Source organism: Cyclobacterium xiamenense, from assembly GCF_009467825.1.
Classification (GTDB): domain Bacteria; phylum Bacteroidota; class Bacteroidia; order Cytophagales; family Cyclobacteriaceae; genus Cyclobacterium; species Cyclobacterium xiamenense.
Genome location: NZ_WIOK01000009.1, coordinates 147,713 through 171,425, shown reverse-complemented (window position 1 = coordinate 171,425; position 23,713 = coordinate 147,713). Strand labels below are relative to the sequence as shown.

23 protein-coding genes are annotated in these 23,713 nt (G+C 47.4%); 11 read left to right on the top strand and 12 right to left on the bottom strand.

Annotated features, from left to right (window positions below; genetic code table 11):
- Positions 1 to 5: 5 nt before the first annotated feature.
- Positions 6 to 1,265, bottom strand: a complete 1,260-nt coding sequence (gene hflX / locus GCU44_RS09185) for a GTPase HflX (RefSeq protein ID WP_154856130.1) — start codon at positions 1,263 to 1,265, stop codon at positions 6 to 8.
- A 220-nt stretch (positions 1,266 to 1,485) separates the two neighbouring features.
- Between hflX and rfbC the strand changes: the two genes are divergently transcribed.
- The 8 genes from rfbC (at position 1,486) to GCU44_RS09145 (ending at position 9,377) form a co-directional block, all read left to right on the top strand.
- Positions 1,486 to 2,037, top strand: coding sequence for a dTDP-4-dehydrorhamnose 3,5-epimerase (gene rfbC / locus GCU44_RS09180; RefSeq protein WP_092171111.1), 552 nt, complete (start codon positions 1,486 to 1,488; stop codon positions 2,035 to 2,037).
- A complete protein-coding gene (locus tag GCU44_RS09175; RefSeq protein WP_092171108.1) occupies positions 2,037 to 2,792 on the top strand; it encodes a tyrosine-protein phosphatase in 756 nt (251 codons plus the stop codon). The genes rfbC and GCU44_RS09175 overlap by 1 nt, the downstream gene beginning before the upstream one ends.
- Positions 2,793 to 2,813: 21 nt before the next feature.
- Positions 2,814 to 3,788 (top strand): NAD-dependent epimerase/dehydratase family protein, encoded by a 975-nt coding sequence (locus tag GCU44_RS09170; protein ID WP_154856128.1) that lies wholly within the window; start codon positions 2,814 to 2,816, stop codon positions 3,786 to 3,788.
- A gap of 93 nt (positions 3,789 to 3,881) precedes the next feature.
- On the top strand, positions 3,882 to 5,294 hold the full coding sequence (locus tag GCU44_RS09165) for a tetratricopeptide repeat protein (protein WP_154856126.1): 1,413 nt from the start codon (positions 3,882 to 3,884) through the stop codon (positions 5,292 to 5,294).
- A gap of 36 nt (positions 5,295 to 5,330) precedes the next feature.
- Positions 5,331 to 6,092, top strand: coding sequence for a phosphosulfolactate synthase (locus GCU44_RS09160; RefSeq protein WP_154856124.1), 762 nt, complete (start codon positions 5,331 to 5,333; stop codon positions 6,090 to 6,092).
- A gap of 42 nt (positions 6,093 to 6,134) precedes the next feature.
- Positions 6,135 to 7,070, top strand: a complete 936-nt coding sequence (locus tag GCU44_RS09155; protein WP_154856122.1) for a DUF368 domain-containing protein — start codon at positions 6,135 to 6,137, stop codon at positions 7,068 to 7,070.
- Positions 7,067 to 7,819 (top strand): shikimate dehydrogenase family protein, encoded by a 753-nt coding sequence (locus GCU44_RS09150; RefSeq protein ID WP_154856120.1) that lies wholly within the window; start codon positions 7,067 to 7,069, stop codon positions 7,817 to 7,819. The genes GCU44_RS09155 and GCU44_RS09150 overlap by 4 nt, the downstream gene beginning before the upstream one ends.
- Before the next feature lie 196 nt (positions 7,820 to 8,015).
- Positions 8,016 to 9,377, top strand: coding sequence for a PhoH family protein (locus GCU44_RS09145; RefSeq protein ID WP_092171095.1), 1,362 nt, complete (start codon positions 8,016 to 8,018; stop codon positions 9,375 to 9,377).
- A gap of 2 nt (positions 9,378 to 9,379) precedes the next feature.
- Here GCU44_RS09145 and GCU44_RS09140 read toward each other — a convergent pair whose 3' ends face one another.
- The 8 genes from GCU44_RS09140 to GCU44_RS09105 all read right to left on the bottom strand — a co-directional run bounded on the left by GCU44_RS09140 (position 9,380) and on the right by GCU44_RS09105 (position 17,936).
- Positions 9,380 to 10,135, bottom strand: a complete 756-nt coding sequence (locus GCU44_RS09140) for a LytR/AlgR family response regulator transcription factor (protein ID WP_092171094.1) — start codon at positions 10,133 to 10,135, stop codon at positions 9,380 to 9,382.
- 127 nt (positions 10,136 to 10,262) lie between these two features.
- Complete coding sequence (locus tag GCU44_RS09135) at positions 10,263 to 10,997, bottom strand: LytR/AlgR family response regulator transcription factor (protein ID WP_092171092.1); 735 nt, start codon at positions 10,995 to 10,997, stop codon at positions 10,263 to 10,265.
- A gap of 13 nt (positions 10,998 to 11,010) precedes the next feature.
- A complete protein-coding gene (locus tag GCU44_RS09130; RefSeq protein WP_092171090.1) occupies positions 11,011 to 12,060 on the bottom strand; it encodes a sensor histidine kinase in 1,050 nt (349 codons plus the stop codon).
- 31 nt (positions 12,061 to 12,091) lie between these two features.
- A complete protein-coding gene (locus GCU44_RS09125; protein ID WP_154856118.1) occupies positions 12,092 to 13,063 on the bottom strand; it encodes an AAA family ATPase in 972 nt (323 codons plus the stop codon).
- A 123-nt stretch (positions 13,064 to 13,186) separates the two neighbouring features.
- On the bottom strand, positions 13,187 to 13,807 hold the full coding sequence (locus GCU44_RS09120; RefSeq protein WP_154856116.1) for a pseudouridine synthase: 621 nt from the start codon (positions 13,805 to 13,807) through the stop codon (positions 13,187 to 13,189).
- A gap of 15 nt (positions 13,808 to 13,822) precedes the next feature.
- Positions 13,823 to 14,659 carry an OmpA/MotB family protein gene (locus GCU44_RS09115; RefSeq protein WP_092171084.1) on the bottom strand — a complete coding sequence of 279 codons (837 nt, stop codon included), beginning with the start codon at positions 14,657 to 14,659 and terminating at the stop codon, positions 13,823 to 13,825.
- 86 nt (positions 14,660 to 14,745) lie between these two features.
- Positions 14,746 to 16,839: an ATP-dependent DNA helicase RecG gene (gene recG / locus GCU44_RS09110; protein WP_154856114.1), complete on the bottom strand. Its 2,094-nt coding sequence runs from the start codon at positions 16,837 to 16,839 to the stop codon at positions 14,746 to 14,748.
- 23 nt (positions 16,840 to 16,862) lie between these two features.
- Positions 16,863 to 17,936, bottom strand: a complete 1,074-nt coding sequence (locus GCU44_RS09105; RefSeq protein WP_154856111.1) for a phosphotransferase enzyme family protein — start codon at positions 17,934 to 17,936, stop codon at positions 16,863 to 16,865.
- A gap of 287 nt (positions 17,937 to 18,223) precedes the next feature.
- On the opposite strand from GCU44_RS09105, the gene GCU44_RS09100 reads away from it, so the two are divergent.
- Both GCU44_RS09100 and GCU44_RS09095 read left to right on the top strand, forming a co-directional pair.
- Positions 18,224 to 19,999, top strand: a complete 1,776-nt coding sequence (locus tag GCU44_RS09100) for a sodium:solute symporter family protein (protein WP_154856109.1) — start codon at positions 18,224 to 18,226, stop codon at positions 19,997 to 19,999.
- Between the two features lie 109 nt (positions 20,000 to 20,108).
- Positions 20,109 to 20,534 carry a Fur family transcriptional regulator gene (locus GCU44_RS09095; RefSeq protein WP_154856107.1) on the top strand — a complete coding sequence of 142 codons (426 nt, stop codon included), beginning with the start codon at positions 20,109 to 20,111 and terminating at the stop codon, positions 20,532 to 20,534.
- Here GCU44_RS09095 and GCU44_RS09090 read toward each other — a convergent pair whose 3' ends face one another.
- Complete coding sequence (locus tag GCU44_RS09090) at positions 20,535 to 20,762, bottom strand: hypothetical protein (protein ID WP_092171074.1); 228 nt, start codon at positions 20,760 to 20,762, stop codon at positions 20,535 to 20,537.
- Positions 20,763 to 20,934: 172 nt separating this feature from the next.
- Here GCU44_RS09090 and GCU44_RS09085 point away from each other — a divergent pair, with 172 nt between their 5' ends.
- Positions 20,935 to 21,408 carry a YcxB family protein gene (locus GCU44_RS09085; RefSeq protein ID WP_092171072.1) on the top strand — a complete coding sequence of 158 codons (474 nt, stop codon included), beginning with the start codon at positions 20,935 to 20,937 and terminating at the stop codon, positions 21,406 to 21,408.
- A gap of 60 nt (positions 21,409 to 21,468) precedes the next feature.
- Here GCU44_RS09085 and GCU44_RS09080 read toward each other — a convergent pair whose 3' ends face one another.
- Both GCU44_RS09080 and GCU44_RS09075 read right to left on the bottom strand, forming a co-directional pair.
- Entirely contained in the window at positions 21,469 to 22,389 is a 921-nt protein-coding gene (locus tag GCU44_RS09080; RefSeq protein ID WP_092171070.1) for a hydroxypyruvate isomerase family protein, read from the bottom strand.
- 4 nt (positions 22,390 to 22,393) lie between these two features.
- On the bottom strand, positions 22,394 to 23,713 hold the full coding sequence (locus GCU44_RS09075) for a Gfo/Idh/MocA family protein (RefSeq protein ID WP_092171068.1): 1,320 nt from the start codon (positions 23,711 to 23,713) through the stop codon (positions 22,394 to 22,396).

The window sequence follows — 23,713 nt, the reverse complement described above, 5'->3', positions numbered from 1 at the left end:
GATGTCTATACTTCGTACTGCGACAAATCCAGTACCTCGTCTTCCAGGTAATGTGGGTAAATCTTCTGGTGAATTTTCTTCACTTCAGCCGTAACCACCTTTCGGAAGCCTTCGATATTGGTCCCATTTCCTGCCGCCATAAAGACCGGAGTAATGGAGGACTTTCTGGCATAGCTTTCCTCCAGCTTTTCAAAATCGATAAAGTTGGCCTCTTCTACTTCGTGGGCAGACATCAGCATCAGTTCTTCTTCCGAGGGCATTTTTGGCGCCACATCGATCTTATTGAATACCATGATCACCGGCTTGTCTCCTGCGCCCATTTCGTTCAAGGTCTGATTAACCACCGCGATCTGATCCTCAAAATTGGGATGGGAAAGGTCCACCACGTGAATCAGCAAATCAGCCTCCTCGATTTCCGCCAGGGTAGATTTGAAGGACTCGATCAAATGGGTAGGCAGCTTCCGAATAAACCCTACTGTGTCCGAAATCAGAAAAGGAATGTTGTCCAAAACCACTTTTCTCACTGTGGAATCTACCGTTGCAAATAGCTTATTCTCGGCAAGGATATTTGCCTTGGTCAGCAGGTTCATGAGGGTACTTTTACCCACATTGGTATAGCCGACGAGGGCGACGCGAACAATGCCTTTTCTTCCTTTGCGTTGGGTATACCCCTGTTTTTCGATTTTCTTCAATTTTTCCTTCAGCAGATCGATTTTTTGCCGAATGTCTCGTTTATCCGTTTCGATTTCTTTTTCTCCGGCGCCGCCCCGAGTTGCTGTTCCACCCCGCTGTCGTTCCAGGTGTGTCCACATGCGCGTCAGTCGGGGCAGCAGGTATTGGTACCGTGCCAATTCCACCTGTGTTTTCGCCTGTGCAGTCTGCGCACGGCTCAGGAAAATATCGAGGATCAACATGGAGCGATCGTAGACCTTTATTTTCAACTCGTTTTCCAGTATTTTCACCTGTGAAGGACTCAAATCTTCGTCAAAAATCGCCATATCCACGGCAAAGTACTCGATATACGACTTGATTTCTTCCAATTTTCCGGAACCAACAAAGGTACGGGCATCTGGCTTTTCCATTCGCTGCGTGAACCGATGGATCGCTTTCGCCCCCAGCGTCTCGGTCAAAAAGGCCAATTCGTCCAGGTGGTCCTGCACCAATTGCTCCGTTTCGTGCTGATGGATCAGGGCAATCAACACTGCCGTTTCCTCCTTGGGCGCCGTATCTACCAATTTTGCCAGTTTTCTAGTGTATTTACTCATGCATTGTATGTTCAAACATTGCCTTAATTCTGGGAATCTATAACGCAAAACTAGCGCAATAGATTCACCTATTTGGGTTTTTTAGCCCAAGAGCGCTCTTTCTTTCGGCGGAATTGCCGCCCATTTGCAGCAGGAAATGGCAAAATTCGTTTTTATGTGATATATTTTCAGAGTGGATTCACCAAATTGCATCGTTTTTTAGACATTAACTTACAAAGCTATGGAAATCAGAGAGACAGCCCTGAAAGATGTGTACGAAATCTATCCAAAAATCTTCAAAGATGCAAGGGGCTATTTTTTAGAAAGTTACCGGGAGGACCTGTTTGAGAAGCACGGTATGAGTACCCGGTGGGTTCAGGACAACCAGTCTTTTTCGGAGGCGGGTATTGTGCGCGGACTTCACTTTCAGCGCGGAATCCACGCCCAGGCCAAACTCGTACGGGTAATCAGCGGTAAGGTACTGGATGTGTGTGTAGACCTGCGCAAAGGCTCCCCTACCTTTGGAAAATACCATGCGGTAGTTCTGGATGAAAAACTCCAAAACATGCTCTATGTACCCACCGGTTTTGCGCATGGCTTTGCCGTTTGGAAAGATGCCGTGTTTACGTACAAATGCTCCAACCTATATAACAAAGAAAGTGAAGGTGGAATTATTTGGAACGATAAGCAGTTAGACATTGATTGGGGAGTGGACCATCCGCTTCTATCCGAAAAGGACCAAACCTGGCCTGATCTGGAGAAATTCGAAGAAATAAGCAGAGGAGGACTTTAATGTCTATATTTGATTTATTTATCAAATTAAAAAAATCACCCGAAAACCAGGCCCTGGACCTGAGCTGGCTGCACGCAGACATGCACAGTCACCTGATTCCGGGAATCGATGACGGAGCGCAATCCATCGAAGAATCCCTGGTTTTGATTGAACGTCTGGCATCGTACGGGCTAAAGAAACTCATCATCACTCCGCATATCATGAGTGAGTTTTTCAAGAATACCCCGGAAACCATCCTGCCCGGACTCAAAAAGCTGCAGACTGCGGTTGCAGATACCGGTATTCCCATTGAATTGGAAGCCGCTGCGGAATACTACCTGGACGAAATTTTCTTTGAAAAGGTCGAAAAAAACGAACCCCTGCTGAGTTTTGGGGCAAATAAGCTGGTACTCGTTGAAACGGGTTTTATGAGTAAGCCCCACATCCTGTTGGAAACGTTTTTTCGCATGGAAATGTCGGGCTATCAGCCGGTCTTCGCACATCCCGAACGGTACATGTACCTGCATCAGGAGAGTAGCACACTGGAAGCGCTGGCGGATCGAAACATTCCTTTTCAGCTAAACCTCCTTTCGCTTACAGGGTATTACTCCAAAGCGGTGAAGAAATTTGCCGAAAAAATTGTGGACCGGGGATTGGTAAAACTTGCCGGAACCGACTGCCACAACGAAAAATACCTTGATGCGTTGGAAAGGCTCCCACAGGAAAAATACTACGAAAAGTTGCAGGCATTGGACCTTTGGAACCAACAATTGTAAGTACCGGATAAAGCTAAGGCATTGAAAAAGATACTCATTACGGGCATTACAGGTTTGCTAGGCAGTTACCTCGCAAAGGGTCTGGTCGGGAAAGCGGTCATTTCCGGTACGAAGAGGACCGGAAGTAGTACCTCCTTGTTGGGAAATCTGGCAAACGACATCGCCTGGTTTGAAGGAGAAATCACCGATGTGGAAATGCTGGCCGAGGCCTGTAAGGGGCAGGACCTGGTGGTGCATGCGGCCGGTTTGGTATCCTTTGACGATTCCCAAAAGGAAGCCCTGCTAAAAACCAATGCGTATGGAACCGCCTGTCTGGTGGATGCCATGCTTTCCCTGGGGGCCGGAAAGTTGGTCTTCATTAGTTCGGTAGCAGCCCTTGGGAGGCAGGAAAACCAATTGTCCATTTCCGAAGAGCAAAAATGGATCAATTCCGAACTGAACACTCCCTACGCCATTTCCAAACACCTGGCTGAATTAGAAGTCTGGCGGGGAGCGCAGGAAGGCCTGGAGGTCATGGTTTTCAACCCCTCCGTGCTGCTTGGGAAAATTTCCGACGAACGAAGCAGCAGCCAAATTTACCGCTATGTATTGGAAGGCAACCGCTATTATCCCAAAGGCAACGTCAACTACATCGATATACGGGATGCGGTACACATCATGCTGCAGCTAATGGAGTCGGGCCGTTGGAATGAACGGTACATCGTCAGTAACGAGAGCCTTTCCTACCGCGAATTTTTTGCGGAAATGGCACGGGTTTTCCAAAAAAATCCACCGTCCCTTCCCCTCAGCGATTGGCTGGCAGGATGGGTAGTCCGTTGGTCTCGGTTGCACAATCTATTTTCCCGAACCAAACTTCCGATCAGCCGCCAATCCGTTCGGGCAGCCCAGACGCGGGTGGGCTACGACAGCAGCAAAGTGCGAGCCGAAACCGGCTTCGTGTTTACCCCCCTGCAAGAAACGTTTCAATGGGCCCTTTCGGAACAGGATCAAACATGAGGAGCAGTAGCAAATCGGAAGTGAATTTATTTACGGAATATTCCCTGCAATAAAAATAATTGGTATCTTAAACGTAAAATATATATCAAACCTATGACAGGAGATTTTGACAATCATTCGGATCAGGAGAAGGAATTGGTACAGCGGTTTGAGAATTCCCTTAAATCTAATCTGGACCTATTTTTTGGTGAAGAAGAACTGGAGGATATCATCAGGTACTATCATGACCATTTAACGTACAAAAAAGCCCTCAAAACCTGTGAGTGGGCCCTGCAAAAATTCCCGTTTTCGGTGGAATTAAAGCTGTTGATGGCCCAATCGCTGCTTTTTCTGGACGAGCTTGAAGAAAGTCTGGAGTTGTTGGAAAACCTGAATAACCTTTCTCCTAACAATGAGGAAATCGTCCTGACCATGGCGAACGCCCTCTCACTACTGGATCAATCGGAAGAAGCGATTCAGTTGCTAAATGGATTTCTCCCCCTGGCAGAAGACAAGGCAGAGGTCTACTACCTATTGGGTAATTTTTACCGCAATGAGAAAAAAATGGAAGAGGCCATCACCTGTTTCAAAGAGGTGGTAAAATTGAAAATCAACCACGAGGACGCACTTTTCCAACTGGCCATGATGACCGAAGAGGAAGGTTCCTTCGATGAAATACTGGATTTTTACCAGGAGTTTATCGATCAGGACCCGTACAATGCCAACGCCTGGTATAATTTGGGAGTGGTCTACAACCGATTGGGAAAATTTACAGAAGCGATCGACGCCTACGATTATGCCCTGCTCATCGACGACACCTTTGCTTCGGCCTATTTCAACCTGGGAAATGCACTGATGAACACCCATCAGTACGAAAAAGCGCTGGAAGCCTATCAGAACACCATACACTGCGAAGGCAGCAACGCAGAAAACTGCTGCTACATGGCCGCCTCCTATGAGAAACTGGATCAAATCGACATGGCCTTCAAGTATTTCAAAAAGTCGGCAAAACTGGATCCTGAATACGACGATGCCTGGTTTGGGCTGGGCATGTGCATGATGAAGAAGAAAAAGTATTTCGAAGCCATCCACTATTTCAAAAAGGCATTGAAACTTACGGCTGAAAACGCCAACTATTGGGTCGGACTGGCAGGTGCCGAATACGAACTGGGCAACCTGCAGGCGAGCTCGGAGGCCTACGAAGAGGCCATCAACCTGGAGCCCGGCATCATCGAAACCTATATCAACCTTTCGCTGATTTATTTTGATCAGAACCGGTTTGAGGAAGCCGAGGATGTCATCAAAGAAGGCATGGAAGAATTACCCGAAGAGGCCGAGTTGTATTACCGGCTGGTGGTCTACCTGATCAAGACAGGTAAATACAAAGAAGCCTTTTCAATTTTGGAAAATGCATTAACTTTGGACTTCGAAAAACACGAGTTGCTTTACGATCTGATGCCCGAACTCGAGCAGCAAAAAGCAATTTATAAAATCATCAATCAGTACAGAGAGGATTTTAAAAGATAAGATTCTTTTTTGTCGCTACTATCAAAATATCGTTGAATGAATTACGTTCTTAAGAGCATTCCTTCACGGACTGTGAAGCCCCGAAACTCCGGATTTACCATGGCCATGGACAAAGGGCTCAGTCTAAGAGAGGTAGAAGATTTTATTGAAGTAAGTGGGGATTATGTGGACATTGTAAAACTAGGTTGGGCAACTTCTTTTGTAACCAAAAAATTAAGGGAGAAAATTGATATCTATCGGTCTGCAGACATTCCCGTCTACTTTGGCGGTACGCTTTTTGAAGCATTTGTAATCCGAAATCAATTCGACGATTACGTTCGTCTTTTGGACGAATACCAACTCTCATTCGCTGAAGTATCCGATGGATCCATCACCCTGGATCACGGCCAAAAATGCCGCTACATCGAAACACTGGCCAAGCAGGTGACTGTCTTGTCCGAGGTAGGTTCAAAAGATGCCGCCAAAATCATCCCCCCTTATAAGTGGATCGAACAAATGCGAAAAGAACTGGACGCTGGCGCATGGAAAGTAATCGGCGAAGCCCGGGAAGGTGGTACCGTGGGCCTTTTCCGGGACTCCGGAGAAGTACGGCAGGGCCTGGTGGAGGAAATTCTCACGCAGATTCCGGAGGAACAAATCATCTGGGAAGCTCCCCAAAAAGAGCAGCAAGTCTGGTTTATCAAACTGCTCGGTTCAAATGTAAACCTTGGCAACATCGCTCCCAATGAAATCATCCCGCTGGAAACATTGCGATTAGGCCTGAGAGGAGATACCTTTGATTTCTTTTTAAATCTCTGAACGAGCTGTTTTTCATCGGATCAACTAAAACAAGGCCACACAATGAAGCGATTAGGCGATTGGATAATTTTGTTCCTTAAGGGAATGGGTATGGGAAGTGCGGATATCGTGCCGGGGGTTTCAGGAGGCTCCATCGCTTTGGTGACGCGGATCTACGAAGAACTACTGGAAAGTATCAATTCATTCGATCTGGAAGCCCTACAGCTACTCCGACGTCTGCAGTTCGTTTCATTCTGGCAACACGTCAATGGTGGCTTTTTATTGGTCCTATTTATGGGCATTTTCACGAGTATTTTCGCTTTCTCAAAAGCCATTACCTACTTCATCGAAACCCATCCTATCCCACTCTGGTCGTTTTTCTGCGGGCTGATTCTCATCAGTGCCATCGTTATTTTGCGGGATATCAAGCGCTGGAACCTACTGGCAATCCTAATGTTTCCCCTGGGCGCGGTATTGGCTTATTTTATCACCGAACTTCCCCTAATGGCCTTACCGAATAACCTTTGGTTTACCTTCATTGCAGGCGCCATTGCCATTTGCGCCATGATTTTGCCGGGAATTTCGGGAAGCTTCCTGCTGCTCATCCTTGGCAAATACGAGTTTATCCTGGCTGCCGTCAACGATCGAAATATCCTTATCCTCGCTACCTTTGCTCTGGGGTGTATCGGTGGTCTGTTGCTGTTCAGCCGGGTCATTTCCTGGTTTTTGAAAAACTATCACGCATTGACCCTGTCCTTTCTTTCGGGTTTTATGATCGGTTCGATCAACAAAATATGGCCCTGGAAAAAAGTGCTTTCGTACCGGATATCCAGTTCCGGTTTGCAAAAACCACTCCTTACCGAAAACATCCTTCCACACGTTTACCTGGTAGAGACGGGGGAAGAACCCGCCTTTCTTTTTGCCATTTTTGCATTCTTAATCGGAGTAATTTTGGTGGTAGGGATCGACCGGCTGGCTCATAATTTTACTAGAGAATGAAAAAATACGGACTTATTGGATTTCCCCTGACACACTCCTTTTCGAAAAGCTATTTTGCGGAAAAGTTTCGGAGAGAAGGCATCGTGGATTGCCAATACGAACTGTATGAACTCCCGGAGATACAAGCCTTACCGGCAGTATTGGTGAATGAACCCGAACTGGTAGGGTTAAATGTCACCATTCCCTACAAACAACAAGTCATTCCTTACCTGGATCGATTGGATCCCGCATGTAAAGAGATTGGGGCGGTCAACTGCATTAAAATCACTCCACTGGAATTAATTGGCTTCAATACCGATTATTTTGGTTTTAAAACCTCGCTTTCAAACTGGCTCGGAACCGAGCGGCCCGGGGCGCTAATCCTGGGAACGGGAGGTGCCTCCAGGGCAGTTGCACAGGCCTTAAAAGACCTGAACATCTCCTTTTTACGGATTTCCAGAAGTCCCAACCCGGATTCGGGTACCACGCGATCGTATGAAGACCTCACCGCTTCCCCTCAATTGCTGCAGGAATATCCCTTGATTATCAATACTACACCGCTTGGCACCTATCCCAATACCGCCGACCTGCCGCCAATCCCACTTGCCGGGCTCGGACCGGAACAGTGGTATTACGACCTGGTGTATAACCCGGAGGAAACAAGCCTGATGCGCGAAGCCGCTCGAAGAGGGGCCAAGACCAAAAATGGGATGGAGATGCTGCACCTACAGGCGGAGGCAGCCTGGGAAATTTGGAACGAAGTCGATTGATCGTTTTCCGTCCAAATTATCCTGGCGCCATACCCCGAGCCGTATTGCCCTCTTGCTTGTAATTCACAGCTAATTAGCCGGTTAGCATTTATCGTTTTTTTCTGTCAAATTCAAGGGATATATTTCAGCGAATTCTTACCGCTTTTTCGATTAAAATAAGTATTATTAGTAGTCATTCCACTCCAATTTTGTTTGTATGGTGAAGAAAGCATCGACTCAGGAAAAGAAGATTTTTGTTCTGGATACTTCTGTCATTTTGTATGACCATCACTCCATCATGAATTTTGCCGAACACGACGTAGTGATTCCAATTACGGTACTGGAAGAGCTCGATCAATTTAAAAAGGGCAATGACACCAAAAATTTCGAAGCCAGAGAGTTCATTCGCCTACTGGACCGGCTGTCAAAGGATCAGATGATTCAGCATTGGACGCCGCTTAACGGGAAAACCAAAGGTTCCTTTAAGGTGATGATGAATCCGGACAACGCACTCAACGCCAACGAAATCTTCGGCGAAGAAAAAAACGACCACAAAATACTGAATGCAGCACTTAGTGTGCGGCAAACCGAAAAAAAGCGCAAAGTAATCCTGGTCAGCAAGGACATCAACCTCCGGCTTAAGGCCAAATCACTGGACATTCTGGCAGAGGACTACGAAACCGGTAAAATCAAAAACATTTCAGAAATTGAAAATACGGGCAAGGATGTCATTGAAAACGTCAGCCAGGACACCATCAATGACCTGTACGAAAAAAGCAGGCTGGAAGGGGCCGCCATTTTTGGCAAACGCCGCAAAACCATTCCCGCCAACAACACCTTTTATATTCTAAAAGGAAGCACCCCCAACGCATCCATCCTGGCGTTTTATCAGGCGCAAGAGAAGTCTTTTCAAAAAATTTCCAAGTCAAAAGCCTACAATATTAGCCCAAAAAATGCCGAACAGGCATTTGCCCTGCACGCCATCATGGACCCGGCGATCAAGTTGGTGAGTATTCAGGGTGTGGCCGGAACGGGCAAAACCCTGTTGGCATTGGCAGGGGCGCTGGAACAACGCAGTAATTACAAACAGATTTTCCTGGCCCGCCCCATTGTGCCCCTGAGCAACAAAGATATAGGATACCTACCGGGAGACATCAAATCGAAGCTGAATCCGTACATGGAGCCGCTTTGGGATAATCTGAAGTTTATCCAAAACCAATACAAAGAGAGCGACAAAGAATACCAGCGGATTTCCGACATGGTAAACCAGGAAAAGTTAGTCATTCAGCCCCTGGCCTATATTCGTGGTCGCTCCCTTTCCAATATCTTTTTTATCGTGGACGAGGCACAGAACCTGACCCCCCATGAGGTGAAAACCATTATCAGCAGGGCTGGAGAAAACACGAAGATCGTCTTCACCGGAGATGTCTTTCAGATTGACACACCCTACCTGGACAGCCAAAGTAACGGGCTGTCCTATCTGATCGACCGGGTACGAAACCACCCTCTGTACGCCCACATCAAACTGGAAAAAGGAGAACGGTCCGAATTGGCCAATCTGGCAAACGATTTGTTGTAGGTTTAGCTTTCTGTAATGGTATTGAGCTTGGCCAGGAAGCTATTGTAATATTGCCGGCCTACCTGCACCACGTCCCCCGTCTTCAGGTTAATCTCCTTGGTATTGAAACTCTCAATTTGTCCCAACTGGACGATGTAGGATTTTTGCACCCGCAGAAAAAGGTTGGATGGTAATTTTTCCTCCATGTCTTTCATCGATTTTCGGATGGTAAAATTCCTGTTTTTCGTGAAAATGGTCACCATGTTGCCGTTGGCCTCCACATAATAGATATCCGAATAATCTACCCGTTCAAAGCTATTATCTGCTTTGATATACACGGCATCTACTACCAGGTAGGGACTTTCCGCGATCTTGGCGCTTGCCCCTTCTGAAAGGGCCGGTCTGGTTCGTTGGTTGTACAGCACGATTTCCACCATGGCATGGATATCGTTGCTGTTGAAAGGCTTTACAATAAACCCCGCGGGATGCGTCCTTTTTGCGCGCTCGATGATGGCCGGATCGCTGTAGGAAGTGACGTATACGATGGGTGCATCCACCATCTGCTGGATGATTTCCCCAAGTTCGATTCCGTCCTTATCGCCCTTCAGCTTGATATCCATAAAGACCATGTCGGGACGGTATTTCTTGACTACTTTGATGGCCTGATTTGCCGAATTGGCTATGTCGATGTTTACATAACCTAAAAGCTGCAGAATTTCCTCAATATTTTCGGAAATATTTACATCGTCTTCAACGATAAGTATCCGTTCTTCTTTCATGGTCTGTTTTTTAAGGGAAAAATTTAAATAAAAGCTGTTTCGCCGAATTTACAAATTAAAACACAATTTAATGCAGCGATACCGCAATAAAATGCGCAAAAAAGATAAATGATTGGGCCTATCCAAATCAAAGACTCATCAAATCTTTAAATCGGGCTGCTTGCCTTCGGCTTACTTCAATCCGCTCGCCCCCCTTCAACGTCACCACCAAGCCACCGTTAAACCAGGGTTCGATGGATTCTACCCAACTCAGGTTGATGATGTGCTTTCGGCTTGCCCGGAAAAAAGACTTCTCGTCCAATCGCTCATCCAATGCATTCAGTGATTTATGAATCATGGGTTTGTTGGTTTCAAAATACACCTTGATGTAGTTCCCATCCGACTCAAACAAGCGTACATCAGAAAGCTTGACAAACCAGCATTTGTCGCCGTCTTTGACAAAGACCTGATCGCTAAGGGAAAGTTTACTCTTGGGGCTCTTTGAGGCGGATTCCTCCTCCTTTTTCAGGTCTTCCAACTTTTTCTCCAACTTTTTCAGCGTGTCGGTCAAGCGCTCGGGCTCGATGGGTTTCAACAAATAATCCAGGGCATTTACCTGAAAAGCCTGCAGTGCAAACTCATCGTAAGCGGTAATAAATACGACCAATGGAACAAAATCAAGTTCTTCCAGTAAATCAAAACCGGTTTTTTCGGGCATTTGAATGTCCAGAAAAAGTACCTCTGGTTGCAATTCTTCGATCTTCTCTTTGGCATCGTCTACATTCGTTGCCTCCCCCAATACCTCTACATTATCGTTTTGATTTAATAAATTAATGAGTTCCTTCCTCGCCAATCGTTCATCATCTACTACTAATACACGCATATCTCTACAAATTTTATTCTAAATTAACGTTTTGTTTTGGTATTTTAATTTCTGTAACGACAAATTCGTTCCCGTAATTAAATATTTTGAAGCTAGCCCGATTACCATAAATCAATTTTAACCGCTGTATGGTGTTGGCTAAGCCATGCCCTTCCCCTTTCTTTTTGGGCGATTTGTCCTGCTTTAGGTGGCCGCTGTTTCTGACCCAAATATACAAATCATCCAAGAGACCTATCGTGCATTTTATTTCTATTAATCCGCCTTTCATCAAATTGGAAATGCCATGTTTGATCCCATTTTCCACGATGGTCTGCAGCATCATTGGGGGTATTTTGTAGTCGTAGGCTTTTTTTTCGACATCGTAGATTACCTTTAGCCGCTCCTCAAAACGTATGCTTTCCAAATTCAGGTAATCCTTGACGGTGTTCATCTCCTCGGCCAACGGAATGGTTTTGTGCTTGTCCATGATCAGCGAATACCTCAGAATATTGGAGAGCTGAGTGATGGCAGATTTGGCTTTCACCGGATTTTCGTCTACCAGCGCCCGGACACTATTCAATGCGTTGAAGATAAAATGCGGATTGAGCTGGTTGCGCAAATGGATTAGCTTGATTTCGTTGATCCTCGCCTGGTATTTCAAGCTGGAGTTGTAATTATCCAGAAAATAAAAAAGGAAGTACAGCAGTGACCAAAGCGAATAAAACAGAAAACTGGTAAATAAATTGGCCAACAACACCAGCGGCCGAAAATCATCCATCAGGTGCAAGGTGCCAAAAATCCAATTGATCAACACTTGTACAAGCGTGTTCAAAAAACTCAGGATCAACACGGCGATCAAGACGTGGCTGATCAGGCGGGTAAGTTCAAAACTTAGCCAATTGTTATTTTTTATCAGAAACCGGAAAAAATGGGTAGACAAAAAATAGAAAATGGCCAGCGAAAAATAGGCGCCAATCTGTATCGGAGTAATCCCTCTGGCCAGCGATACAAAAAACAGGTTGACCAGCGCAAAACACAGCCAACCAAATATTTGTAACAGCCAATATAATTTGTGTTTATCCATTCAACGCCCTTCTCTCCAAACCCGCCTGCGACTAACGGATGCCCGCTACCTTGTTCAAAGGTATCTTGTCGAGTATCTTGTGGATCAAATCTCGGGTACTGACATTGTCTGCTTCTGCCTCGTAATTGAGAATGATTCGGTGATTCAACACGTCTTCGGCAATGCCCTTAATATCTTCCGGCAACACATAGTCCCTCCCGTCCATAAAGGCAAGTGCTTTTGCTCCTAAATTCAAATTGATGGACGCGCGGGGCGACGCACCAAATTGTATGTATTTGGCCTCTTCCTGCATGCCGTATTTCTCTGGAAACCGGGTAGAAAAAACCAGTTCGATGATGTAATTCTCCAGTGCCTCGGCGATTTGCACCTCATTGATCGCATTTCGGATGGCAAAGATGTCTTCTTTATCCAGGATCGGGCGTACCTCCGAAGCAAAATGAGCGTTCGTCATCCGACGCATCACCTCCAACTCGTCCGAACGCGAAGGATAATCGATGTTTACCTTCATCATAAACCGATCCACCTGCGCTTCCGGAAGCGGATAGGTACCCTCCTGGTCCACGGGATTTTGGGTAGCCAGTACCAGAAAGGGCTTGTCCAGTAAATAGGTGGTCTCCCCAATGGTTACCTGCTTTTCCTGCATGGCTTCCAATAACGCCGATTGCACCTTGGCCGGAGACCGGTTTACCTCATCCGCCAGGATAATGTTTGAAAATATCGGGCCCTTTTTAACTTCAAAATCCGCATTAAGCTGGTTGTAAATCATCGTACCCACCAGGTCGGAAGGCAAAAGATCCGGCGTAAACTGTATGCGTTTAAAATCCAAATGAAGCACTTTGGACAAGGTATTTACCGTGAGCGTCTTCGCGAGGCCCGGAACCCCCTCCAGCAAGATGTGGCCGTTGGTAAACAGGCCGATCAGGAGCCGGTTGACCATCTTGTCCTGACCGACAACTATCTTTTTCACTTCTTGAATGACTTCCTGTATCTTCTCCTGATGCATGCTGATATGTTATGGTTATAATTAATTGGTTAAGTCTACCGGCTAAAATAGAAGCCTAAATTAGAATAATTCATGGTTTATCCCAATTCAGAACCTTTTCTTATTTTCTACCCGAATCAAATATTACTGTTTTTTTGGAAAGGAACCCGGCCGAGACCGGGAAATTCCCAGCAAGGCATACACTTCTTCCTCGTTAAAGGCCCTTACCTCTCCCGACCGAAAGCCCTCCACCGTGAGCCCCTCTATGGCCCACCTCGCAAGGCGCAGCGTAGGAAACCCCACCGCTGCGGTCATTTTCCGTACCTGCCTGTTTTTTCCCTCGGTCAGGGTAAGGGCTATCCAGGTATCGGGAACTTGCTTGCGGTACCGGATCGGAGGAAGACGCTCCGGCAATAAGGTACCCGCTTCGGGATGAAGCCTTACGGTCGCTTTCGCTGTTTTGACTCGCTTCCCTTTGACTCGGATGGATGGCCCCTGCTCCAGTTGCTCCAACGCATGCGCCGAAATTTCCCCTTCCACCTGAACCCAGTACGTGCGGGCATGCGCGTGCACCGGGTCCAAAAGCTGGTGGTTTAACCTGGGATCGTTGGTAAGCAGCAACAGCCCTTCGCTATCTTTATCCAGTCTCCCTACCGGGTACACGTCGGATGGAAAGTCCCCAAGTGCAGCCAGGGTTTCGCCTTCTCCGCTAAACTGACTCAACACACCATAGGGCTTGTACAGCACGTAATACCTGTAGTCCATGGGCCTTAGATTTCGTTAGTTTAGAAGCTGGAACAACTCGTTCAGTCGAGGTGTCAGTATGATTTCTGTCCGCCTGTTTTTTGCCCGGCCGTCTGCCGATTCGTTGGATGCCTTGGGTTCATAAAAACTTCTTCCCGCTGCAATGACCCGCTCGGGCGCCACACTGAGGGTTCCTGTGAGAAGCCGGACAATCGCCGTAGCTCGGGCAGTGCTCAATTCCCAGTTGTCTTCAAACCTTCCACGTATCGGTACCGAATCCGTGTGGCCTTCCACCATAATCTGGATCTCCGGGCTGTTGTTCAAAACCACCGCCAGTTTTGCCAGTGCTTCCTTCCCATCCTGATTTACCGTAGCACTACCCGATGAAAAAAGCAGCTTATCCTGCAAGGACACGTACAATTTCCCATCCTGCTCGTTGATCTGAAGCTCATCCGAACGGTATTGCACCAGGGCCTTATCGATCGTAGCTTTCAAATTTTCCATCACCGAACGCTGCTCGTCCAATAGGTTTTGGAGCAAATCCAATCGCTGTTGCTGCTCCGACAGGCGCTGCTCCTTTTCTGTCAACTCCTGCCTAACGGAGGAGGACGTGGACATGGCCCGATCCAGCCGCGCTTCCAGTTCTGCTTTTTCCTGCCGTTCGGCTACCAAATTCTCCTCCAGTTCTGCGTTCGACTGCCGCATGTCTGCCAGTTTTTGGAACGCACTATCCAGTTGATCTTCGGTATCTCTCAAGGAACGCATCATTTCGGCATTCCTTATGTTTACTTCGTGGTATTTCTTCTGTGGCACACAGGAACCGATCACCGAAACCCCAATTAAAAAACTGCCAATTATTACTTTTATCTTCATCGCTTAGCTGACTTTATGACAAAAACACCAAAAACGTACCAATTTACAGTGAATACAATTAAATATGCACCATTAGAAAGAATACCTTACGAAATTCTGCTCCAATTCAACTCATTTTTTCGCAATCGAGCTAGCTGATCGGCAATAGGCTTGTTTTCCGGAAAACGTAAATAGGGATCTTTTTCCAATACCGTTCGGGCTGCCTCCCTTGCTTGAGAGAGGATGGCTCCATCCCTGGCCAAATCAGCCACCTTCAGGTCCGTTATACCGGACTGCTGGGTTCCGGAAAGGTCCCCCGGACCCCGAATTCGCAAATCCACGTCGGCAATTTCAAAACCGTTGGAAGTCCGAACCATCGTTTCCAAACGCAGCCGGCTGTCCTTGCCCAGTTCGTACCTGCTCATCAGGATGCAGTAGGATTGCTCGGCTCCCCGGCCAACCCGTCCCCGCAACTGGTGCAACTGAGACAATCCAAATCGTTCGGCGTTTTCGATCACCATTACCGTGGCATTGGGTACGTTGACACCCACTTCGATCACGGTGGTAGCCACCATTATTTTGGTTTCGCCCGTTACAAAACGGTTCATTTCGTATTCCTTGTCAGCCGATTTCATGTTGCCATGCAATATCCCGATGGGGTATCCGGGAAAAGCCCGGCATACACTTTCGTAACCATCCATCAGGCTTTTCAGGTCGCTCTTTTCGGACTCCTCTATCAGCGGGTAAACGATGTACACCTGCCGGCCCTGTTCGATCTGCTTTTTTAAAAACCCGAAAACCCGAAGCCGATCCTTGTCGTACCGGTGCAGGGTCTGAATCGCTTTACGTCCGGCCGGTAGCTCGTCTATCACCGAGATATCCAAATCTCCATACAAGGTCATGGCAAGGGTCCGGGGAATGGGCGTGGCCGTCATCACCAGGACATGGGGATAAAAATCTTCGTTTTTTGCCCATAATTTTGCCCGCTGTGCGACTCCAAACCGGTGTTGCTCGTCAATAATGGCCAAGCCTAGCCGGTGAAACTTTACCACATCTTCCAGCAGCGCATGGGTGCCCACCAGTAAATGCAATGCTCCCGAGGCCAGGTCCCGATGTATCTCCTCCCGCTTTTTTTTACTGCTCGACCCAGTCAGCAAGGCAATCTTCAGCCCCATTTGTTGGGCATAGGGCATCAAGCCCTCGTAGTGCTGATTGGCGAGAATTTCGGTAGGGGCCATCAGGCAGGTCTGGTACCCGGAATCCACCGCCACCAATAGGCAAATAAATGCCACAATGGTTTTGCCGGAACCCACGTCTCCCTGCACCAACCGGTTCATCTGCAAGCCGGATTTCAAGTCGTTGTATATTTCGCGGATCACCTTCTTCTGCGCGTTGGTAAGCTGAAAGGGCAGAATATCGTGGTAAAAACGGGTAAGCAACCGCGTTTGATCCAAAACCCTTCCCTTGTATTTTTCGGTTCGAGCCAGCTTAAGCTTTAATAGGCGCAACTGCAAAAAGAAAAACTCTTCGAATTTCAACCGGTGCATGGCCTTTCGTAAGGAATCGCTTCCGGAGGGAAAATGAATCTCACGGATCGCGTCCCTCTTTGGTAGCAATGCCAGCGACTCAATGAGGGCTGCAGGAAGGGTTTCCGGGAGTTTGGGCAGGGCAAGGGGAAGCAGCCCTTTTAACATTCGCGAGAGGCCTTTGCTATCCAGAAAGCGGTGCCTGAGCTTCTCGGTGGTGGGATAGACCGGCTGAAAAAACGGCGCCTGATCCACAGTCCCACCTAGCGGCTCCAAATCCGGATGTGCCATGCTGAACTTGCTACCAAAGCGCTGCGGCTTTCCAAAGGCCACCAGGGGAACTCCCTTTACTAATTTCTTGCTGACCCAACTCAGTCCCTTAAACCAGGTGAGTTCGATGATCCCTGTTTCATCGGCAAACTGGGCCACAAGCCGTTTTTTCCTTCCCTCACCAATAGACTGAACCGACAGAACCTTCCCGACGACCTGCACCAGTGGAAGGTCCGCCTGAATTTCCCTAATTTTGTAAAACCGGGTTCGATCCTCGTACCGAAACGGATAGTGTTGAAGCAGTTCACCAAAAGTGAAGATATTCAGCTCCGAATTCAGCAAAGCTGCTTTTTGAGGTCCTACTCCCTTCAGGAATTCGATTTTGGTATCAAAAAATCCGGACAAGGTTTACGCGGTTTGGCAGGTGGTTACAACGATAATTCATTCCTTAACTTTTCTTCCAGAGCGTTTATGGCCGCTCGTTTTCCGATCAACGCATCAAGCAATGCTGCCTGGTTTTGTGCCCGGTGCAGGTTCTGCTCGGGGTACTGCACCTGGTAGTAGACGTTTCCATTTAGGTGATCGGTCAAAAAACGAACGCCCATGATCAAGGTCATCATTTCCCCGCCAAAAGGCAAGGATTCCAATTCCTCACTCCCGATTTCTCCAGCCAACACCGTATAAAACCCTTCCAGAAGCCCCTCGTATTTTACCATATCCACGTCGATAGTGTCCCATTCCATCGAGGATTCATCCCGGGTACAGGCTACCGTCCGCACCAGATCGCCAAAATCAAAAAACACAAACCCGGCCATGATGGTGTCCAAATCTATAAGCGCATTTACCCGTTCTAGGTTTTCGGCAAATATCAAATTGTTGATTTTTGTGTCGTTATGCGTGACGCGTAGGGGAAGTTGGGAACGGTAGTACAGGTATTTATCCACCAGCTCGCTCTTTTCCCGGTAAAAATCAATCATTTCTTTGGTAACGCGATCCAGGGACACCTTCGGGTGCAGCAGTGCGGTATCAAACTGCCGATACCGTTTTTCCAAATCATGAAAATGGGGAATGGTATCTTTGAGTTGTCCGGCGTCTGCCGGAAGAAAGACCTGAATAAAACGTGCAAACGCCTCGGCGGCAATTTTTGCTTGTCCCCGTTGATCGATGGCATCCCGGGTAATGCCACTCACAAAGGGGAATAGGCGAAAGAGGCCTCCGTCCAGCCGGGTGAGGAAACTACCTTCCCGGTTGGTAACGGGCATGGGCAGCGCAAAGGGGAGTTGGCCTGGATCAAACTGCTCCATGAGGTAGGCCAGGTTACCTGAGATGCGTTCCGGAAGGGAAAATACCTTGTCGTTAAACTCCTGCAAAATATAGACCTGACCGTCTACAGTGAGCAGATAGGTCTTGTGAATGTGACCCGATCCGAATCTGCGATGTTTGATTTGATCCGTTTCCCATCCGTAGGCTGCTTTCAACGCATCCAATACCGATTCATTCATAGTCGTTTTTGGTTCGGTATTCACCGATTTATTTTACCGATTTTTCCAGTTTATAGGGGTAAAATTACAATTCTTTTAGCTATATATACACGAAAGAGATTATATTTACCCGACCGGGCGCATCCGTACCGGAAAAGGGATTGATTTTCATCCAAGCGAAAATTTTCCCTGATTATTTAAAATAATTGAAAAAGTTTTATTTATTTAGAAAAATTTTACCAAAACCTTTTGTGGTCGAACTTCGGTTCGGAACCCGGACCAACAAACCATCTTAATCCAAATTCACCATGAATATTTCAATCATCGATTGGGCAATAATCATTTCATTTTTTGTCATATCCATGCTAATCGGCGTCTTTGCCTCCAAAACAGCGGGAAAGAATGCCAAGGAATTTTTTCTTTCCGGAAGAAACATGCCCTGGTGGCTGTTGGGGGTAAGTATGGTCGCAACCACCTTTTCGGCCGACACACCCAATCTGGTGACCGACATCGTCCGGAAAAACGGGGTTTCGGGTAACTGGGTCTGGTGGGCCTTTTTATTGACCGGTATGCTGACGGTGTTTGTCTATGCGAAGTTGTGGAGAAGGTCGGAGGTAACCACGGATTTGGAATTTTATGAATTGCGGTACGGGGGAAAGGGCGCTGCCTTTTTGAGGGCATTCCGGGCTTTATACCTGGGTGTCTTTTTCAACGTGGTCATCATGGCCACGGTCTCCCTGGCAGCCATTAAAATATTTGGCGTGATGCTGGGACTCAGCTCCTGGGAAACACTATTGATTGTCTCGGTAGTAACCGTAATTTACAGTTCCCTTGGCGGTTTGAAGGGCGTTTTATTAACCGATTTTTTTCAGTTTTTCATCGCCATGGCGGGAGCGTTTGGAGCGGCCATCTATGTGGTCAACCTGCCCGAAATCGGTAGTTTAAACAACTTACTTACCCACCCCAATGTATCCGACAAACTAAACATTATTCCGGACTTCAGTGACTGGAACTTGTTGATCCCACTGTTTATCATGCCCCTGGCGGTGCAGTGGTGGGCGACCTGGTATCCCGGAGCTGAGCCGGGAGGAGGGGGCTACATTGCCCAGCGGATGCTTTCTGCCAAAGACGAGAAGAACGCGATAGGAGCGACATTGCTATTCAACATCACCCATTATGCCATACGACCCTGGCCCTGGATTATCATTGCCCTTTCTTCGCTGATTATATTTCCACAATTGAGCGACATGCAAGAGGCCTTTCCCAACATCGAAGCCGGGAAACTCGGTGATGATTTGGCCTACTCAGCGATGCTGACCTTCCTGCCTACCGGACTCATTGGTGTGGTGCTGGCTTCGTTGATTGCGGCGGTCATGTCCACCCTTTCCACCCACTTGAACTGGGGGTCTTCCTATGTGGTAAATGATTTTTACGCTCGTTTTGTAAAACCCACCGCCTCCGACAAAGAATTGGTGGCCGTAGGTCGGCTTTCTACGGTGGGCCTGATGGTGCTGGCAGCCTTGCTGGCCACCGTCCTTTCCAATGCCCTGGAGGCATTCAACATCTTATTGCAGATTGGTGCGGGTACCGGTCTAATATTTATCCTTCGCTGGTTTTGGTGGAGGATAAATGCCTATACCGAAATTTCCGCCATGGTTGTTTCTTTCCTGGTGGCCATCTATTTTGAGTCCATCCACAACAAACTAGGCTATTGGCCCATTCCGGATGACATGGCTTACCTGAAATTGCTATTTGGCGTCACCCTGACCACCATCACCTGGGTGTCGGTCACCTTGTTGACCAAGCCGGAAGACGATACGGTACTGCTTGCATTTTACAGGAAGGTACGTCCCGCAAGCTGGGGCTGGAAAAACCTACTGGCCAAATACCCCGAGGAGAAAGAAGAGGTCGGTCAACTCCCCATGGAAATCGGATTAATGCTCATCGGTTCCATTATGGTATACGCTGCGTTGTTTGCGGCTGGATTTTGGATATACGGCGAGACGCTACCCGCAGTCACCGCAACCGTTGTTTCTGTCATTGGAGGTGTTTTGGTATTTAGGGGTTGGAAAAAAATGAAATGAGTCCAAAATCCCAGGTAGCGCCGCGAGAGATTGGGAATTTTTCTTAGAAAACCGCGGTTCTACAGCTAGAAACCGCTTAGAAAAATTAAATTGCATCAATCCGGAAGTGATGACACTGAAGACAGCAGAAATATTAAAGGAAAATAATTTGCGCGTAACGAGTTGCAGGCGGGATGTGCTGGATACGTTTCTCGGGAGACAGGTTGCCCTTTCTCATTCCGACTTGGAGGAGGCCCTTAAGGAAAACTTTGACCGGGTAACGATTTACCGCACCTTAAAAACGTTTTTAGAAAATGACCTGATCCACAAAGTGCTGGACGATACCGGCGCGGCAAAATATGCCCTGTGCAACCACAGTCCCGCATTGCCCCACCACGATCACGAGCACGTACATTTTAAATGCGAGGTATGCGGCGACACCAACTGTCTGGAAGAAATCGCTCTACCAAAGTTAAATTTACCGAAAGGATACAAGCCTCGGGAAATGAGCTTGCTTATTCAGGGGACCTGCAAGAACTGCAGCCCAGCAGACTAACTAAAAGACAACCGGTTTTTTCGTTTTATCCTTGTCCTCGGAGGGCCACACGATCCCTGGGGGTAGGTCGATTTTTGGCGGGGTGAAATCTTCCACGCCACCGTCTCCATCATCGTCGTTATTTCTTCGGTTTTTGTTGATTTTGGCTTTGGTTAAGGTGGCAACGAAATAAATTAACACTACGTAGGCCACACCGCACAAGACCAAATCGATTACCAGGCTACTCATCATATCCAAAGATTTCCAATCAAATTACAATATAAATTTTAATAAATCAACAAGTTAACCATGAGATTGGGGGCAATGTTGGAAAAAAATAAAAATAGAAAGGGAAACCAAATTAACTTGCTATCTAAGTGATAACATAGGATATTTGCGGATCAAAAAGTAAAAGCATAACATGATTGTCAAAACTAAGAAATACAAACTGGAAACAGGTACCTATATCAAGCAAGGATTGGTAAACATATTCAAGGAACAATGGTGGGTGGCACTGATTGCGGTTGCTATCGCTTGCGGGTATTTTTGGATTGCTTCCTGGTGGTGGATCAGCATGGCCCTGCTTGCCTATGCCTTGTATTGGCTTTTTTGGGTGATCCAGTTTGCCGGAGTCACCCAAATGGAACAAAACAAAGTGATGTTTGAAAAACTTTCCTACGAGATTGACAGCCGGCAGGTGATGATGAAAATAAACAGCAAACAAGGGATGCCCATTAAATGGGAAATGATAAAAAAAGCCCAAATAAAGGATCAGGCGTACATCCTGGTCTTATCCAAGGCACAATTCATTCATTTGCCCTTCAAAATATTTAATTCCCAAAACGAAATCAAATTCGTTGAAACCATCTTAAAACGAAAGGGCCTGGTGGCCTAATAAAAAAAGGGCAGCGTCTTAACGGCTGCCCTTTTTTTATTTTTTTCGGTGCTCTATCACTTAAAGAAAGCTGTCCGCTTTCCGGTAGGCAGCAATTACCGCTGCTTCCCCCTCTTTACCCGGCATGGAATTGCCGTGTTCCATCCCGCAAACACCTTTAAATCCTTTATCGTAGATAAATTTAAATACGTTCTGGTAATTGATCTCTCCGGTTCCCGGTTCTTTTCTACCCGGGTTGTCACCGATCTGAATGTAGGCGATTTCCTCCCAGCACATGTCCATAAGGGTAATCAGGTGCCCCTCGTTTTTTTGCTGATGGTAAATATCGTAGAGGATCTTGCAACTCGGACTATTCACGCCTTTGCAAATCATGTAAGTCTGTGGAGAATACCGTAAAAACAAGTTTGGGGTATCACTCAAAGGCTCGAGAACCATGGTCAAGCCGTGTGGCTCCAAAATCTCCGCTCCTTTTCGGAGGGCCTCGATGACGTTGGCCGTCTGAATGTCCAGGGGCAGGTTTCGCTGGTAATCCCCCGGTACCACGGTCGTCCATTTCGCATTGACCCTTTTGGCTACTTCCACCGCTTTTCTACAACCTTCCAAAAAGATATCTACGTGTTCCTTTTTCCCTGCAGCCAGTGTGTTGGCCCCATTTCCGCCTTTGTTTAGTACAAAAACCCCCATGGTCATGCCCAATTTGGCCAAATGATTACCGATCTTCTCCTGCATCTCGGGCGTTCTGCCCATCATGCCGTTGTCTTCCAGGCTTCGAAAACCCCTTTCGTGCATGAAGGTTATTTGATCCAAAAGATCCTCTCCCGCGTGCTGTTTAAACATGCCGAAATGGGGCGCATAGTCCAGGTTAAAGGGTTCGTCAGCCTCCCGAAAACCGGACTGTGCAGCGTTCAATGTTCCCATGCCCGTCAGGCCGGCAGCGGCTGTTCCCAGCGATACGTTTTGTATGAATTTCCTTCGTTTCATCGGCTTATACTACATTGGTTTGTCCAGGAACAGCAAATGCGTAGTACCCATCCTCGTTAGGCACCACCTTGGGTGTGGCATCCCAGGCCAGCGTTTCCGGCATGAGATTAATGTTCGAATTAATTGCTTCATCCCAGGTCACCACTTTTCCAGAATAGGTGGCGTACCTCCCGAGAATGGAACTCATGGTACTCTTGGCGGCGTTTTCCGCGTCGGCAAACTTGTATTCACCCTTGACAATGGCGGCAAACAACAGGTCGTGCTCTACCTGGTAGGGATTGGCGTTTCCTTTTCCATCGTGGTCGTACAAGCTATTGCCTTTGTAGTCACTCAGCCTTCCCACATGCCCGGCGTTCATGTATGCTTTACCAGAAGTCCCCTGAAAACTCTCGTCTACTCTGTTGGTTGCCCCTGGAAAATGACGGCATTCGCTGTGAATAACGGTCCCATCTTCGTAGGTAAACAAGACCACGTGGTGGTCAAAAATTTCTCCGTGATCTTTTCCTCTACGAACGGTTCTTCCGCCAGTTCCCTCGGCCTTCACGGGGTAGCCATTTTTTACCCAGTTGGCTACATCGATGTTGTGCACGTGCTGCTCGGTAATGTGATCGCCACAAAGCCAATTAAAATAATACCAGTTTCGCATTTGGTATTCCATTTCAGTCTGTCCGGGCTGTCGCTCGCGTACCCAGACACCCCCATCGTTCCAAAACACCTGGCCACCGATAATGTCGCCAATGGCCCCGTTGTGAATGCGTTCGATGGTTTGAATGTAGTTGTCCTGGTAATGCCGCTGCAGGCCCACGACCACGTTTAGCTTTTTGGCTTTAGCGATTTCTGCTGCGGCCAATACCCGTCGAATGCCGACCGCATCGGTTGCGACGGGTTTTTCCATGAATATCTGCTTTTCTTGTTTGACGGCCTCCTCAAAGTGATCGGGACGAAAACCGGGAGGCGTGGCGATGATGACCACATCGGCCTCTTTCATGGCATGTTTGTATCCGTCAAAACCCACAAACTTCATTTCTTCCGGCACCACTACTTTGTCCTTGCCGTATTTCTTGAAAATTCGCTCGTAACTTTGGTCCAACCGATCTTTGAAGGCATCGGCCATGGCGACTAGTTTGATGTTGTGTCCCGTCTCGAAGGCCTGGAAAACGGCTCCGGTACCCCGGCCACCACAACCGATAACAGCAATCTTGATGGCGTCTTCCCCAGCGGCGTAGGCGCCTGGAAGGCTGAATGGACTGAGCATGGCTCCACCGGTAAGAACGGCGGACGTTTTGATGAAATCCCTTCTTTGGTTGGTATTCTTGACTTTCAT